Annotated in this window: 13 protein-coding genes and 2 pseudogenes; 9 read left to right on the top strand and 6 right to left on the bottom strand. The window is 70.7% G+C overall.

The genetic code is table 11. The features are described 5' to 3' along the window. Positions 1-67 precede the first annotated feature (67 nt). A complete protein-coding gene (locus ASF76_RS07545) occupies positions 68-625 on the top strand; it encodes an AAA family ATPase (protein WP_200936097.1) in 558 nt (185 codons plus the stop codon). 216 nt (positions 626-841) lie between these two features. On the opposite strand, the gene xylB is transcribed toward ASF76_RS07545, so the two are convergent. The 5 genes from xylB to ASF76_RS07520 form a co-directional block, all read right to left on the bottom strand. Then, positions 842-2233 (bottom strand): xylulokinase, encoded by a 1392-nt coding sequence (gene xylB / locus ASF76_RS07540; RefSeq protein ID WP_055955540.1) that lies wholly within the window; start codon positions 2231-2233, stop codon positions 842-844. 243 nt (positions 2234-2476) lie between these two features. Continuing rightward, positions 2477-3664 (bottom strand): xylose isomerase, encoded by a 1188-nt coding sequence (gene xylA / locus ASF76_RS07535; protein WP_055955535.1) that lies wholly within the window; start codon positions 3662-3664, stop codon positions 2477-2479. Between the two features lie 104 nt (positions 3665-3768). Beyond that, complete coding sequence (locus ASF76_RS07530) at positions 3769-4665, bottom strand: esterase/lipase family protein (RefSeq protein ID WP_055955530.1); 897 nt, start codon at positions 4663-4665, stop codon at positions 3769-3771. 64 nt (positions 4666-4729) lie between these two features. Further along, on the bottom strand, positions 4730-4927 hold the full coding sequence (locus tag ASF76_RS07525; RefSeq protein WP_055955525.1) for a hypothetical protein: 198 nt from the start codon (positions 4925-4927) through the stop codon (positions 4730-4732). Between the two features lie 53 nt (positions 4928-4980). After that, the gene (locus ASF76_RS07520) at positions 4981-5466 is read right to left on the bottom strand and encodes a glutathione peroxidase (RefSeq protein ID WP_055955522.1); all 486 of its coding nucleotides are present in this window, start codon (positions 5464-5466) and stop codon (positions 4981-4983) included. 374 nt (positions 5467-5840) lie between these two features. On the opposite strand from ASF76_RS07520, the gene ASF76_RS07515 reads away from it, so the two are divergent. Further along, positions 5841-7001: an ROK family transcriptional regulator gene (locus ASF76_RS07515; RefSeq protein WP_055955520.1), complete on the top strand. Its 1161-nt coding sequence runs from the start codon at positions 5841-5843 to the stop codon at positions 6999-7001. A gap of 175 nt (positions 7002-7176) precedes the next feature. Beyond that, the gene (locus ASF76_RS07510) at positions 7177-8424 is read left to right on the top strand and encodes a D-arabinono-1,4-lactone oxidase (protein WP_162240809.1); all 1248 of its coding nucleotides are present in this window, start codon (positions 7177-7179) and stop codon (positions 8422-8424) included. A 619-nt stretch (positions 8425-9043) separates the two neighbouring features. On the opposite strand, the gene ASF76_RS07505 is transcribed toward ASF76_RS07510, so the two are convergent. Then, positions 9044-9772 carry an SDR family oxidoreductase gene (locus tag ASF76_RS07505; protein WP_055955512.1) on the bottom strand — a complete coding sequence of 243 codons (729 nt, stop codon included), beginning with the start codon at positions 9770-9772 and terminating at the stop codon, positions 9044-9046. 237 nt (positions 9773-10009) lie between these two features. Here ASF76_RS07505 and ASF76_RS07500 point away from each other — a divergent pair, with 237 nt between their 5' ends. The 6 genes and pseudogenes from ASF76_RS07500 to ASF76_RS07475 all read left to right on the top strand — a co-directional run. After that, entirely contained in the window at positions 10010-10708 is a 699-nt protein-coding gene (locus ASF76_RS07500; RefSeq protein WP_235561260.1) for a nucleoside/nucleotide kinase family protein, read from the top strand. After that, positions 10705-11002: pseudogene (locus ASF76_RS07495) on the top strand (ATP-binding cassette domain-containing protein); the annotation flags it as partial. The gene ASF76_RS07500 and the pseudogene ASF76_RS07495, both read left to right, overlap by 4 nt. Before the next feature lies 1 nt (position 11003). Beyond that, on the top strand, positions 11004-11732 hold a 729-nt coding region (locus ASF76_RS07490), incomplete at its 5' end, for an ATP-binding cassette domain-containing protein (RefSeq protein WP_156459220.1). Continuing rightward, on the top strand, positions 11729-12814 hold the full coding sequence (locus tag ASF76_RS07485; protein ID WP_055955503.1) for an ABC transporter permease: 1086 nt from the start codon (positions 11729-11731) through the stop codon (positions 12812-12814). The genes ASF76_RS07490 and ASF76_RS07485, both read left to right, overlap by 4 nt. Before the next feature lie 64 nt (positions 12815-12878). Then, positions 12879-13298 (top strand): annotated as a pseudogene (locus ASF76_RS17725) (substrate-binding domain-containing protein); the annotation flags it as partial. 1 nt (position 13299) lies between these two features. Further along, positions 13300-14007 (top strand): substrate-binding domain-containing protein (locus ASF76_RS07475; RefSeq protein WP_055957099.1); only part of this gene is annotated, 708 nt, incomplete at both ends.

Below are 14007 nucleotides of genomic sequence, written 5' to 3'. Positions count from 1 at the left end.
CGCGAACGACACGTCATCTCGGCGAACAGGTGTGATCTCGCCGCCGGCTGAGCCGTACGATCGGCGGATGCTGTGCGCCACCGACCCGCTGCCCGCGCGGCCCCGGCGGATCGTCGTCGCGGGGGTGTCGGGTGTGGGCAAGACGACGCTGGCGCGGCGGATCGCCGAGATCACCGGCATCCCCCATACCGAGATCGACGCGCTGTTCCACGGGCCGGACTGGACGCCCCGGCCCGCATTCGTCGATGACGTGCGCGCCCTCGTCGCGCGGGACACCTGGGTGACCGAGTGGCAGTACTCCGACGCGCGGCCCCTGCTGACCGCTCGCGCCGACCTGCTGGTGTGGCTCGACCTGCCGTTCGCGACCGCGACACTCCCCCGTGTCGTCGCCCGGACGGTGCGACGGCGCCTTCGCCGCGAACGCCTGTGGAACGGCAACGTGGAACCTCCCCTGCGGACGTTCTTCACCGACCCCGAGCACATCGTGCGGTGGTCGTTCGCGACGCGGAGGAAGTATCGCGAGCGGATCCCCGCACTGCGCCGCGATCTGCCGGTGGTGCGCCTGCGCCGCCGGCGGGATGTCGAGCGGTGGGTGGCCGGAGCGCTGACCGACACGGTGCGCTGAGCCGAGGACCGGCGCGCCGCGTCATCCGCGTCCACGCACCCGTCCCTCGGCAGACCAGCCTCGCCTCGACCCCCGACGATCGCGCAGCATCTCGATCGCACCCGAAAGGGGCCGTTCGCTGGATCACGCCCTGGTCGGGCCGGCGCCTGCCGACCGACCGTTCACGCGGGACGGGAGCCGTCGGCATCCCCCTTACAAGATGCCGACGGCCCAGGTCTACTCTGCCGCACGCAACGCGGCGACGACGTCGTAGCGCTCTCGGATGGCGGGGCGATGGTCGGGCTCTACGGCGCGCGTGGTGACGACCGTCCAATCGACCGGGCCGCCCGCCAGCACGCCCGCCGCCTGCCGCGCCGCTCCGAGGGCGACGTACTCGCCCGCGGCCGGCACGACGATCTCGGCGTCGAACACCTGCGCGGCGATACGCGCGACGCCCTCGTTGGCGGCAGCTCCCCCGATCAGCAGGATGCGCCGCACCTCCACGCCCTGCGCCCGGATCGCGTCGAGCCCGACGGCCAGGCCGCTCAGCATCCCCTCGATCGCGGCGCGCGCGAGGTTCGGACGGTTCGTGGATGCCAGAGTGAGACCGGTCAGCGACGCCTGCGCCTGCGGGAGGTTGGGGGTGCGCTCCCCCTCGAACCAGGGCACGAGCACGATGCCGCCGGCGCCGGGCTCGGCCTCGAGGGCGAGGGCACCGAGCTCGTCGTGCGGGACACCGAGCAACCCGGCGACGGCGTCGAGCACGCGGGCGGCGTTGAGGGTGGCGACCAGTGGCAGGAACCGGCCGGTCGCATCCGCGAAACCGGCGACCGTGCCCGTCGTGTCGCGCGTGGGTACGTCGGCGACCGCGAAGACCGTGCCGGAGGTACCGAGTGATACCACCACGTCGCCCACGCCCGCGCCGAGCCCCAGGGCGGCACCCGCGTTGTCGCCCGCGCCGGGACCGACGAGGGCGCCGCCGGGGAGCGTCCCCGCGCTCTCCCACGGCCCGAGCACACGAGGCAGCACCGCCTCGTGGCCCAGTGCGCGGCGGAACAGGTCGAGGTCGTAGCCGTCGGCACCCCAGTACGCGGTTCCCGACGCGTCCGAGCGATCGGTGACGAGCTCGCCGAGCACGGCGTTGCCGGGCCCGAACCCGCGGAGGCGCCACGTCAGCCAGTCGTGCGGTAACGCGACGGCGGCGACGCGCGCGGCGTTGTCGGGTTCGGCATCCCGCAGCCAGCGGAGCTTGGTGCCGGTGAACGAGGCGACCGGCACCGCCCCGGTGCGCTCGGCGTAGGCGCCGGCGCCGACCTCGTCGATCAGGTCGCGCGCAGCCTGCGCTGAACGGGTGTCGTTCCACAGCAGGGCATCGCGGATGACGCGCCCCTCGGCATCCAGCACGACCATTCCGTGCTGCTGACCGGCGATCGAGACCGCCGCGACGTCGTCGAGGCCGCCGGCTTGCGCGATGGCATCCTGCAGTGCGCGCCACCACGCCTCGGGATCGACCGAGGTGCCGGGGGGATGCGGCGCACGCCCCTCGCGCACCACGCGCCCGGTCTCGGCGTCGGCGACGACGACCTTGCACGACTGCGTCGACGAATCGACTCCCATGACGAGCGCCATGCTCTGCCCTTCTGTCTGCCGCGCCTTCGTCGGCGCGGTCTGTGGTGTTCGAGCGCCCGCGAGGCGGGCTCCCCCGTTGAGTGTCCACAACTCGCCGTTCGCGCGCCGGTGGCGCGGAGTGTTGTGGACACTCAACAGGGGTTAGGCGGGGCCGGGAACCGGATTAGCGACGCCGAGACGGACCCGCCGGCCGCGTCGGACGGACGGGTGCCCGGATGCCGTGGCATCCGGGCCCCTCCGAACTCAGCGCGCGCCGAGCAGGTGCTCGGTGGCGAGCTGCTGCAGGCGCACGAAGCCGAAGCCCTTGCCGCCGAGGTAGGCGTCGGTGTCGAAGTCCTCGTACGCCGAGCGGTCGGCGAGGAAGTCGTCATAGGTCTCGCCCTCGTTCAGCGTCGGCTGCGCGAGCTCGGCCACCTTCGCAGCCTCGAGCGCCTCCTGCACCTCGGGGTCGGCGCGGAAGGCCGCGGCGCGCTCCTTGAGCAGCAGATAGGTGTTCATGTTGGCCGAGACCGAGTCCCAGACGCCCGTCTCGTCTTCGGTGCGCGAGGGCTTGTAGTCGAAGTGGCGGGGGCCGTCGTAAGCGGGGACGCCGCCGGGGCCGCCGTTCTCGAGAAGGTCGACGAGCGCGAACGCGTTGTGCAGGTCACCGTGACCGAAGACGAGGTCCTGGTCGTACTTGATGCCGCGCTGACCGTTGAGGTCGATGTGGAAGAGCTTGCCGTGGTACAGCGCCTGGGCGATACCGGCGGCGAAGTTCAGGCCCGCCATCTGCTCGTGGCCCACCTCGGGGTTCAGGCCGACGAGCTCGGGACGCTCGAGCGAGTCGATGAAGGCGATCGCGTGGCCGAGGGTCGGCAGCAGGATGTCGCCGCGGGGCTCGTTCGGCTTGGGCTCGATGGCGAAGCGGATGTCGTAGCCCTTGTCGGTGACGTAGTCGCCGAGCAGATTGACGGCCTCGCGGTAGCGTTCGAGCGCCTGGCGGATGTCCTTCGCGGAGTCGTACTCAGCGCCCTCGCGGCCGCCCCACATGACGAAGGTCTGAGCTCCCAGCTCCGCGGCGAGGTCGAGGTTGCGCAGAACCTTGCGCAGCGCGAAGCGGCGCACCTGGCGGTCGTTCGAGGTGAACCCGCCGTCCTTGAAGACGGGGGCCGAGAAGAGGTTGGTGGTGACCATCGGCGTGATGATGCCGGTGTCCTTCATCGCGCCCTTGAGGCGGTCGATCTGCGTCTGACGCTCGGCATCGGTCGAGCCGAAGGCGAAGAGGTCGTCGTCGTGGAAGGTCAGGCCGTAGGCACCGAGCTCGGCGAGCTTCTCGACGACGTGCACGACGTCGAGGGGCTCGCGGGTCGGGCCGCCGAAGGGGTCGGTGCCGTTGTAGCCGACGGTCCAGAGTCCGAACGAGAACTTGTCATCGCGGGTGGGGGTGGGCATTCCTGCTCCTTCGCATGGAGACGCACGGGTGCGTCATGACGCACATCGGGGTTTGTTGGTGCTCACAACATATATGGCGGATGCCGCGGCGTCCAGCCCCTGCCTCAGACCCCGAGCGCCCTGTCCACGACCGCGAACACCTCCGGATCCCACGTGAGCGCGCGGTCCCACGGCAGCCCGAACGCCTCGGCGAAGAAGATGCTGTGCACGTGATCGGAGAACGAGTGCCGTTCGACGGTCGGCAGCACCGCGGCGGGAATCTCGTCGGCGCGTCCACTGGTCAGCGAGACGAGACCGTCGTGCGGCCACAGCTGCGCCGGCTCGGTCGCCGCGGCGAAGTACCCCGCGCCGATCGCCGTCACCGGGATGCGGTCGAGCACACCCGCCTGGGCATCGTTCCACTCGCGCAGGAACCGGCGCGACACCTCGTGCGCGGCCCCCTGGGAGTGGGCATCCGCGTACGGGCGCACCTCGGCGAAGATCTGCTGTGTCGCCGGGTCGTCGTGCGCGTCATCCTCCGAGAGCTCGCCGTCGAGGAGGTCGCCGAGCACCGATCCGTCCCACGGGGTGCCGAGTGTCACGAGCCGTTCGATCCGGAGGCTGTCGTCGCCCAGCTCGCGGATCGCGGCGCGTGAGAACAGGCCGCCCATCGAGTGACCGACGAGGTCGACGCTGGTCACGCCCTCGTCCGCGGCGAGGCGCCGCAAGAACCCGGCGAGTGCGACCCCGGCGTCGTCGACGCGGCCCACGGCGTTGATCGTGACGTCGGCCGGGAGCACGACGGGGACGTCGGCGAAGCCCTGCCACCCGGCATCCTCCCCCACCTCTCCCTCACCGATGCGGGCCGGAGCGGTGAACACGCGGATGCCGTGGTCGAGGAAGTGCGCGCGGAGGGCGGTCATCGTGTTGCCCGCCGCGAGGCCGGACGCGGCCGCGCGCTCCGGGTCGGTGTACGGGGTGACGGCGGCACCGCCGGAGACGAGGACGACAGCATCGGTCATGTCGCTCAGATTACCGACGAGCGCCGGGGCGCCTCAGCCGCCCGACATCACGGCCGCGGGCGCGTCACCGATCCGAACGCCTCCGGAGGAGCGTGTCGGCCGCGACCCCGGCGGTCAGACCTACGGCGGCGCCCAGCAGCAACCCGAGGGCGAGATTGTCGAAGCCGAACACGCCGATGGCGGCGCCCGCCGGCAACCCGAGGACGATGCCGATCGCGATCGGGTTCACCGCGGATGAGCGCTCGGGATCGTGGCGTGTCATGGCTTCACCGTAGGCACACCGGCCCGCGCGCACCTCCCCCGCGTGGGGGACGCTCAGCTGGGCAGCGCGTCTTCGATCGCGGCGACGACCTCGGGGGCGTCGGGGAGCGTCCGCGGGCTGAAGCGGGTCACGCGGCCGTCGGGAGCCACGACGAACTTCTCGAAATTCCACGAGATGCGGCCGGTCTTGCCCTCGGCATCCGGGGTCTGCGTCAGCTCCTTGTAGAGCGGGTGGGCGTTTCGCCCGTTGACCTTGACCTTCTCGGTCATCGGGAACGTCACGCCCCACGTCGACGAGCAGTACTCGGCGATCTTGTCGCTGTCGCTGAGCTCCTGCAGGAACTGGTTGCTCGGAAAGCCGATCACGGTGAATCCGCGGTCGGCGTAGCGCTTGTGCAGCTCTTCGAGGGTCTCGTACTGCCCCGAGAGCCCGCAGCGGGAGGCGACGTTCACCACGAGCGCGGCCCTGCCCTCGGTCAGCGCGCCGAAGGTGGTCTCTTCGCCCTGGAGGGTGGTGACGGGGATGCCGGAAAGGTCCATGCTCCGATCCTCGCACCGCCGCCTTTGACCGGGGTGGGAATGGGGCGCCCGGGGTGGGAATGGGGCGCCATCGCGCGGGACCGGGGTGGGAATGGGGCGCCATCGCGCGGGACCGGGGTGGGAATGGGGCGCCATCGCGCGGGATCGCCGCCGCCGCGCAACGCCGACGCCGGCTCGGCATCCACGCATAAACACGATTCGTGCGCCGAAACACGACGACAGCGCGTTTATGCGCACGAATCGTGTTTATGCGTGAGGAGAGCGGCGGCCTCGGCGGCGGATGCGAGTCGTGGCCACGTGAGCGCTCACGCCAGAGCGGGCCGTCACGGTTCACGCGAGTCCTTGACCGCACCCGCCCGTGGCACAGTGGTGGCATGGTCACCGCGGGGAGTCGGGGCGACGGCATGCGCCGTGCCAACCTCTCGCTCGTGCTGCGCACCGTGCACCGCGAGGGTCCGCGTTCGCGCGCCGCACTCACCGAGGCGACGGGGCTAAATCGCTCGACGATCGCCGATCTCGTGGGCGAACTGCAGCGTGCCGGCCTCGTGATCGAGCGAGCGTCCGAGGCCCTGGGGCGCGTCGGTCGTCCCTCCCCCATCGTCGTGCCCGACCCCCGGGTGGTCGCCGTGGCGGTCAACCCCGAGGTCGATGCGCTCGACATCGGCGCCGTGACCCTCGACGGCACGATCATTGCGCGCCGGCGCCTCGAGCAGACCGCCCTCCTGACTCCCGAGCGCACGGCCGAGCTGGTCGAGGAGGCCCTCGCCGGCTGGCGGAGCGGACCGCTCGCCGAGAGCCGGATCGTCGGTGTGGGCGTGGCTGTACCCGGCCCGGTACGCGCGTCCGACGGACTCGTCCGCGAGGCACCCCACCTGCAGTGGCGTGACGCTCCGCTCTCGGAGCTGATGACGGATGCCACGACCCTCACCGCCCACGTCGGCAACGACGCGGCCCTCGGCGCTCTGGCCGAGCACCTCTTCGGTGCGGCGCGCGGCGCGCACGACGTGGTCTACCTCAACGGCGGCGCGAGCGGCATCGGCGGCGCCGTGATCGTCGGCGGCGTCCCTCTCGGCGGCGCCGGCGGCTACGCCGGGGAGTTCGGGCAGAACCGCCCCGGCATCGTCGACGCGGCCGACCGGCGCGCGAGCGGCGGGGTGCTCGAAGACGAGGTGAGCCGAGCGCTGCTGCTGTCGGCGGTGGGCCTCGACGGCGGCGACGACGCGGTCCTCGCTGCTGCCCTGGCATCCACCTCCGATCCCGCGGCGCACGCCGAGGTCGATCGGCAGCGGAGGATCCTCGCGACGGCGCTGGCGAACGCGGCGAACGTGCTGAACCCGGCGGTCATCGTGCTGGGCGGCTTCCTCGCCGTGCTCGCCGCCCGCGACCTCGACGGCCTCGACACCGCCGTCCGCGCGCAGACGGTGCCGGCTTGCGCCGACGGCCTGCGCCTGGCCGTCGCCGAGCTGGGCGAGGACCGCCTGCTCGTCGGCGCGGCCGAGGCGGTGTTCGAGGCGCAGCTGTTCCCGGCTCGCTGAGTCCGACGCGGCGGAAGCGACGACCACCGTGGCGGGAGGAGATCCCGAGAGGGGAGGAGACCCACCGCCACAGCGTCCTCCTCTTCCAGAATCTCCTCCGCCGCGGCGAGGCGACGGCGAACGACGGCGGACAGCGGCGACTCCGATGTCGGAGGTTCGAGGCAGGATGGGAAGCGTGATCCACAGACGCGACCCCGGAGCCACCTGGTCGGGCAACCACCGCTACCGCGCCACCGAGGTGCTCCTGCCGAGTGACCTCGTCGAGCTCGCCGAGGTCGTGGCATCCGCTGGCACGCTGCGCGTCCAGGCCACGCGGCACACGTTCAACGACGTCGCCGACTCCGGCGCGGCGCTGGTCTCGCTCGAGCGCCTGCCGACCCGCGTCGAGGTGATCGGCGATCGCGTGCGCGTCGAGGGGCTCGTCACCTTCGCCCAGCTCGCGCCCGTGATCGAGGCCGAGGGGCGCGCGCTGCACAACCTGGGCTCGCTCCCCCACATCTCGGTCGCCGGCGCCACTGCCACGGGCACCCACGGCTCGGGTGTGCGAAACGGCAACCTATCGAGCGCGGTACGGGCGCTCGACATCATGGATGCCGACGGGCACACGCACCACGTCGACCAGGCCCACGCCTGGTTCCCGGCCGCGGCGATCGGGCTCGGCGCTTTCGGTGTCGTGACCGCCGTCGAACTGCAGACCGAACCGAGCTACCAGGTGACGCAGCAGGCGTACACCGGCGTCGCGTGGGACGACATCGCGGGTGACCCCGAGCGGGTGTTCGGCGGCTCGCGCAGCGTCAGCGTCTTCACCACGTGGGGCGACCCCGCGCACGACATGGTGTGGGTGAAGAGCGACGACGGCGCGCCCGACTGGGTCGAAGAGCTGGGCGGGCGTCCCGTCGGCGACGACATCCATCTGGGGCGTATCCGCACCGTCGACAACACCACCCCGCGCGGCACGCCCGGGCCGTGGCACACGCGTCTGCCGCACTTCCGCGCCGATGCGCTCCCCAGCGACGGCGACGAGATCCAGACCGAGTACTTCGTTCCACTGGCGTCGGCGCGCGAGGCCCTCGCCGTGGTGAAAGCCGTCGCCCCCGCGTTCGACGCGCAGCTGCTGGTGAGCGAGTTGCGCACCGTCGCCGCCGACGAGCTGTGGCTGAGCCCGGCCTACCAGCGCGACGTCCTCGCCATCCACTTCACGTGGCGTAACGACACCGACGGGGTTCTCGGGGTGTTGCCGAGCATCGAGGCGGCCCTGGCGCCATTCGACGTGCGGCCGCACTGGGGCAAGGCGTTCACCATGCCCGGCAACGCCGTGCGCGCAACGCTCACCCGCGTCGATGACTTCCTCGCCGCCGCCCGCGAAGCCGACCCGCGCGGCGTCTTCCGCAACGACTTCCTGCGGCGGACGCTAGGCCTGTAGCCCGCTTATCCCTGCGGCACGGGCCCCGCGGCTTCACGAGAAGCCGAAGCGATAGCCGCGGTCGCCGTTCCGGTCGGGCCGTGTTCGTCATTGCGGTCGTGGTCGCCGTCGCGGTCGGGCCGTGGTCGCCGTTGACGTCGCGGTCGGGCCGTGGTCGCCGTTGCCGCCGCGGTCGTGGTCGCCGTTGACGTCGCGGTCGGGCCGCGGTCGCCGTTGCCGCCGCGGTCGTGGTCGCCGTTGACGGCGCGGTCGCCGTGGTGGCCGACCGGAGGCGCGGGCTCGCCCGAGGGATCGGCGGCGGCACCACAAGTTGCGCCCGGACTACGGCCACGCAAAGTCAGCGATTCGCACAACTTCAGCCCTCCACCGCGGAAAGCCACTGACCTTGCGCGAATCGCTGAGGATACGCATCACCCAACGCGCGTCGCCCGCGCCCACCGCGCACCCGCCGCCACCGCAGCACCACCGCAGCCGCCGCCGCGCAAAGTCAGCGATCCGCACAACCTCAACCGCCAGGGCCGAATGCCACTGACCCTGTGCGAATCACTGAGGTTGTGCCGTGCCGCCGCGACCGCGAAACGGCGCCGCCCACCGCGGCGCCGCCCCGCGGCATCCGGGATCAGCGGCTGGAGTAGCCGCCGTCGATGGGAAGCGAAACGCCCGAGATCATGCCGGCACCGTCGCTGAGCAGGAACACGATCGGGGCGGCGATGTCGTCCTCGGTCGCCCACTTGTGCAGGGGCATCGCTTCGAGGAACGGGCCCTCGATGTCGGGGCGACCCCAGTACCAGGCCGACATCGGCGTCATCACGACGGTCGGGTTGACGCTGTTGACGCGGATGCCGTAGCCGCCGAGCTCGAGGGCCGACACGCGCGTGATGTTGTCGAGCGCCGCCTTGGAGGAGCCGTACGAGATGTGGCCGGTGAGGGCGACGAGGCTGGCCTGGCTGGATACGTTGACGATCGCACCGCCCTTGCCGACGCGGATCATCTCGCGCGAGGCGTACTTGGTGACAAGCAGCGAGCCGCGGGCGTTGATGCTCATGACCTTGTCGAACACGTCGATGTCGGTCTCCATGGGGGTCGCGATCTCGCCACCCCAGCCGCCGCAGTTGACGACGCCGTAGAGGTCGCGGCCCTCGATCGCGGTGCGGATCTCGTCTTCGGACTCGAGGTCGAAGACCACGGGCTCGGCGCCGGTCTCGGCGGCGATCGCCTCGACGCTGTCGGCGGTGCGACCAGCGGCGAGCACGGTCGCGCCCGCGGCGACGAGGTGGCGGACGGTCGCGCCGCCGATGCCGCCACCGGCGCCGGTGACGAGGATGGTGCGGTCGGTGAATTCGGTCATGGGTGGGCTCTTTCGCGGGTCCTGGAGGCGAGGACGACGGCGGTGTCGTCGCGGCCCACTATAACCACAGAATCACGCGGATGACTTCGGTGTCATGACGAATTGATCACGGGTGTTGACACCGGTGACATGGTGGCCGTACCGTAACCAAAGTTCGACCGGTGCACCCCACCGGAAACCGCTTCGCCGACGCAGCACTCCCGATGTGCGACGCCGCCCGGAAGGACCCACACAGCCGTGACCCACACTTCGGAGACCGCCGCGACCCCGGCCGCCGCGACCGTGCGCATCGTCGACCTCGTCGACCGTGCCCGCGCCCTCGCCGCTGCCGGCGAGCGTCGTGTGCTGGGTATCGCCGGTACCCCCGGGGCGGGCAAATCCACCGTCAGTGACGCGCTGCTCGACGCCCTCGGCGATGACGCGATCCTCGTCGGCATGGACGGCTTCCACCTGGCCAACGAGGAGCTGGTGCGCCTCGGACGGCGCGAGCGCAAAGGTGCCCCCGACACGTTCGACGTCGAGGGCTATGTCGCCCTCCTCGACCGCATCCGTGCCGGTCACGCGGTCTACGCCCCTCGCTTCGACCGCAGCCTCGAGGAGTCCATCGGCTCGGCGGTGCTCGTGCCCGCCGAGGTACCCCTCGTCATCACCGAGGGCAACTACCTGCTGCACGACCGGTTCGGGTGGGATGCCGTGGCATCCCGACTCGACGAGGTCTGGTTCCTCGATGTCGACGCCGCCGAGCGTCGCGAGCGGCTGGTGACACGCCGCCTCTCCCACGACCACCCCCACGACGAGGCCGTCGCGTGGGTTCGCGACGTCGACGAGGCCAACGCCGCCGTCGTCGAGCGCGGACGCCACCGCGCCCACCTCGTCGTCACCGTCTCCGAGGCCCCCGCCGGGGCCCTCGGCCACCACGAAGGAGCTGCTTCATGAGCACCACCACGACCGTGCCCGTGCTGCAGGCGCGGGGTCTCTCGCGTCAGTTCGGCCATGTCCGCGCCCTCAACAACGTCGACTTCGAGGTCTACCCCGGAGAAGTCACCGCGTTGATCGGCGACAACGGCGCCGGCAAGTCCACCCTCGTGAAAGCCCTGTCGGGCAACCTGGCGGTCGATGAGGGCGAGATCCTCTTCGACGGCAAGCCGATCGAGATGTCCAACCCGCAGGTCGCCTCCGCCCTCGGTATCGAGACGGTGTACCAGGACCTCGCCCTCGCCCCGCACCTCGNACCCTCGTGAAAGCCCTGTCGGGCAACCTGGCGGTCGATGAGGGCGAGATCCTCTTCGACGGCAAGCCGATCGAGATGTCCAACCCGCAGGTCGCCTCCGCCCTCGGTATCGAGACGGTGTACCAGGACCTCGCCCTCGCCCCGCACCTCGACCCCGTGCAGAACATGTACCTCGGCCGGGAGATCCGCCGCCCGGGCCTCGCCGGGGCCCTGGGGTTCATGAAGACGAAGGACATGGCCGTCGCCTCTCGCGCCGCGTTCGACGAGTACCTCGGCCGGGAGATCCGCCGCCCGGGCCTCGCCGGGGCCCTGGGGTTCATGAAGACGAAGGACATGGCCGTCGCCTCTCGCGCCGCGTTCGACGAACTCGGCGCCACCGTGAGATCCCTCACCTCTCCCGTGGGGGAGATGTCCGGTGGGCAGCGGCAGGCGATCGCGATCGCCCGTGCCGTGCACTGGGCCGGGCGCCTGGTCTTCCTCGACGAACCCACCGCCGCCCTCGGCGTGCGTCAGACCAAGAACGTCCTCGAAACGATCCGCCGCGTCCGCGACAAGGGCATCGCCGTCGTTCTCATCTCCCACTCCATGCCCCACGTCATGGACGTGTGCGACCGCATCCAGGTGCTGCGCCTGGGTACTCGTGTGGCGAACATCGACGCCAAGCAGACCTCCATGGAAGAACTCGTCGGGCTCATGACCGGCGCCGTCACGAAGGACGACCAGAAATGAGCACCACCACACCCCCCACCGAAACCGTCGCCATCGGCACCTTCGACGACAACAAGAAGGCCAACCCGTTCGTGGCCGTGCTGCGCACCCAGGCGTTCCAGATCCTCCTGGTGCTGCTGGCGATCATCATCGTGTTCAGCATCCTGGCCCCCGAGTCGTTCGCCCAGTGGTCGAACTTCCGGCTCATCATCCAGAACGCCTCGATCCTCGCCGTTCTCGCCGTCGGCATGACGTACGTGATCATCACCGCCGGCATCGACCTGTCGGTGGGTTCCGTCCTCGTCTTCTCCGGCGTCGTCGCCGCACTCGTGATGCGGGCGATGGGCGGCGAAGGATGGGGCGTCGCCATCGTCGGCATCATCGTCGCCGTGCTCAGCGGCGTGTGCTGGGGACTGCTGAACGGCTTCCTCATCGCCAAGGCGAAGATCCCGCCGCTGATCGTGACGCTGGGCTCGCTCGGAATGGCCCTCGGTCTCGCGCAGATCCTCACCGGCGGCGTCGACGTTCGCGACGTGCCCACCGTGCTCACGGTCTCGATCGGTTATGGCAACGTCTTCGGCTCGGTGCCGATCATCAGCGTCATCGCGCTGGTCGTGGTCGTCATCGGCGCGATCGTGCTGCACTACACGCGCTTCGGCCTGTACACGCTGGCCGTCGGATCGAGCGAGATCGCGGCCCGCCGTGTCGGCGTGAAGGTCGACGCGCAGCTCATCAAGATCTACACGATCTCGGGCGCACTGGCCGGGCTCGGCGGCATCCTGTCGCTGTCGCAGTTCTCCACGACCGCCATCGCGGGGCAGACCCAGACGAACCTGAACGTCATCGCCGCGGTCGTCATCGGCGGCACCTCGCTGTTCGGCGGCGTCGGCACCATCATGGGCACCGTCGTCGGCCTGTTCATCCCGGCGGTGCTGCAGAACGGCTTCGTCATCACCGGTGTGCAGCCCTTCTGGCAACAGGTCGCCGTCGGCGCGGTGCTGATCACCGCCGTCTACGTCGACCAGGTACGCCGCACCGCCGCGACCCGCGGCAACAGCCAGGGCCTCTGGCGCAAATTCCTCAGCGGAGGTCGGCGCGGTTGAGCCGCGGCGGCATCCATTCCTCCACCCCTTACCCAGAACCCGACACACAAGAACGGTGATCACAATGAAGTGGAACAACAAGGCGACCGCACTGACGGTCTTCGGCATGGCGGCGACCCTGACCCTCGCGGGCTGCTCCGGTGGAGCAGCGTCCGGCGGCGCATCGGGCGGTGCCGAGGACGGGTACAAGATCGCGTTCGTGCAGGGCGTCGCGGGAGATGAGTTCTACATCTCTATGCAGTGCGGCATCGAAGCCGAAGCAGAAAAAGAAGGCGCCACCGTCACCACCCAGGGTCCCGAGAAGTTCGACCCGACCCTGCAGAAGCCGATCGTGGATGCCGTCGTGGCGTCCCAGCCCGACGCGCTGCTCATCGCGCCGACGGATGTGTCCGCCATGCAGGCCCCCATCGCCGCCGCCGAGGCCGCCGGGATCAAGGTCGTCCTGGTCGACACGACGCTGGAGGACCCCTCCGGTGCGGTGTCGNGCCGTCGTGGCGTCCCAGCCCGACGCGCTGCTGATCGCCCCGACCGACGTGTCCGCCATGCAGGCCCCCATCGCCGCCGCCGAGGCCGCCGGGATCAAGGTCGTCCTGGTCGACACGACGCTGGAGGACCCCTCCGGTGCGGTGTCGCAGATCTCCTCCGACAACGAAGGCGGCGGCGCCGCCGCGTTCGAAGCCATCCAGGAGGCCAACCCCAACGGTGGCAAGGTGCTCGTCGTGTCCACCGACCCCGGTGTCTCCACCACCGACGCCCGCGCCCAGGGCTTCGAAGACGCCGTCGCCAAGGACAGCAAGTTCGAATCGGTGGGTGTGCAGTACTCCCACAACGAGCCCTCCACSGCCGCGGAGATCGTCACCGCCGCGCTGCAGAAGGACCCCGACATCGTCGGCATCTTCGCCGCCAACCTGTTCGCCGCCGAAGGCTCCGCCACCGGCGTCCAGCAGGCCGGCAAGCAGGGATCGGTCACCATCGTCGGCTTCGACGCCGGCCCCGCCCAGGTGAAGGCCCTCGAAGCCGGCACCGTCCAGGCCCTCGTCGCCCAGGAGCCCGCCACCATCGGCTCCGACGGCGTGAAGCAGGCCATCGCGGCGCTGAAGGGTGAGGCCACGGAGGAGAAGATCCAGACCGGCTTCACCATCCTCACCAAGGACAACATCGCCACCGACGGCGCCGACGCCGTCTACAAGTCC

This window comes from Microbacterium sp. Leaf151 (genome assembly GCF_001424225.1).
Classification (GTDB): domain Bacteria; phylum Actinomycetota; class Actinomycetes; order Actinomycetales; family Microbacteriaceae; genus Microbacterium.
Note: the sequence above shows the minus strand (reverse complement) of the source record. Positions and strands in the feature narration are given on the sequence as shown.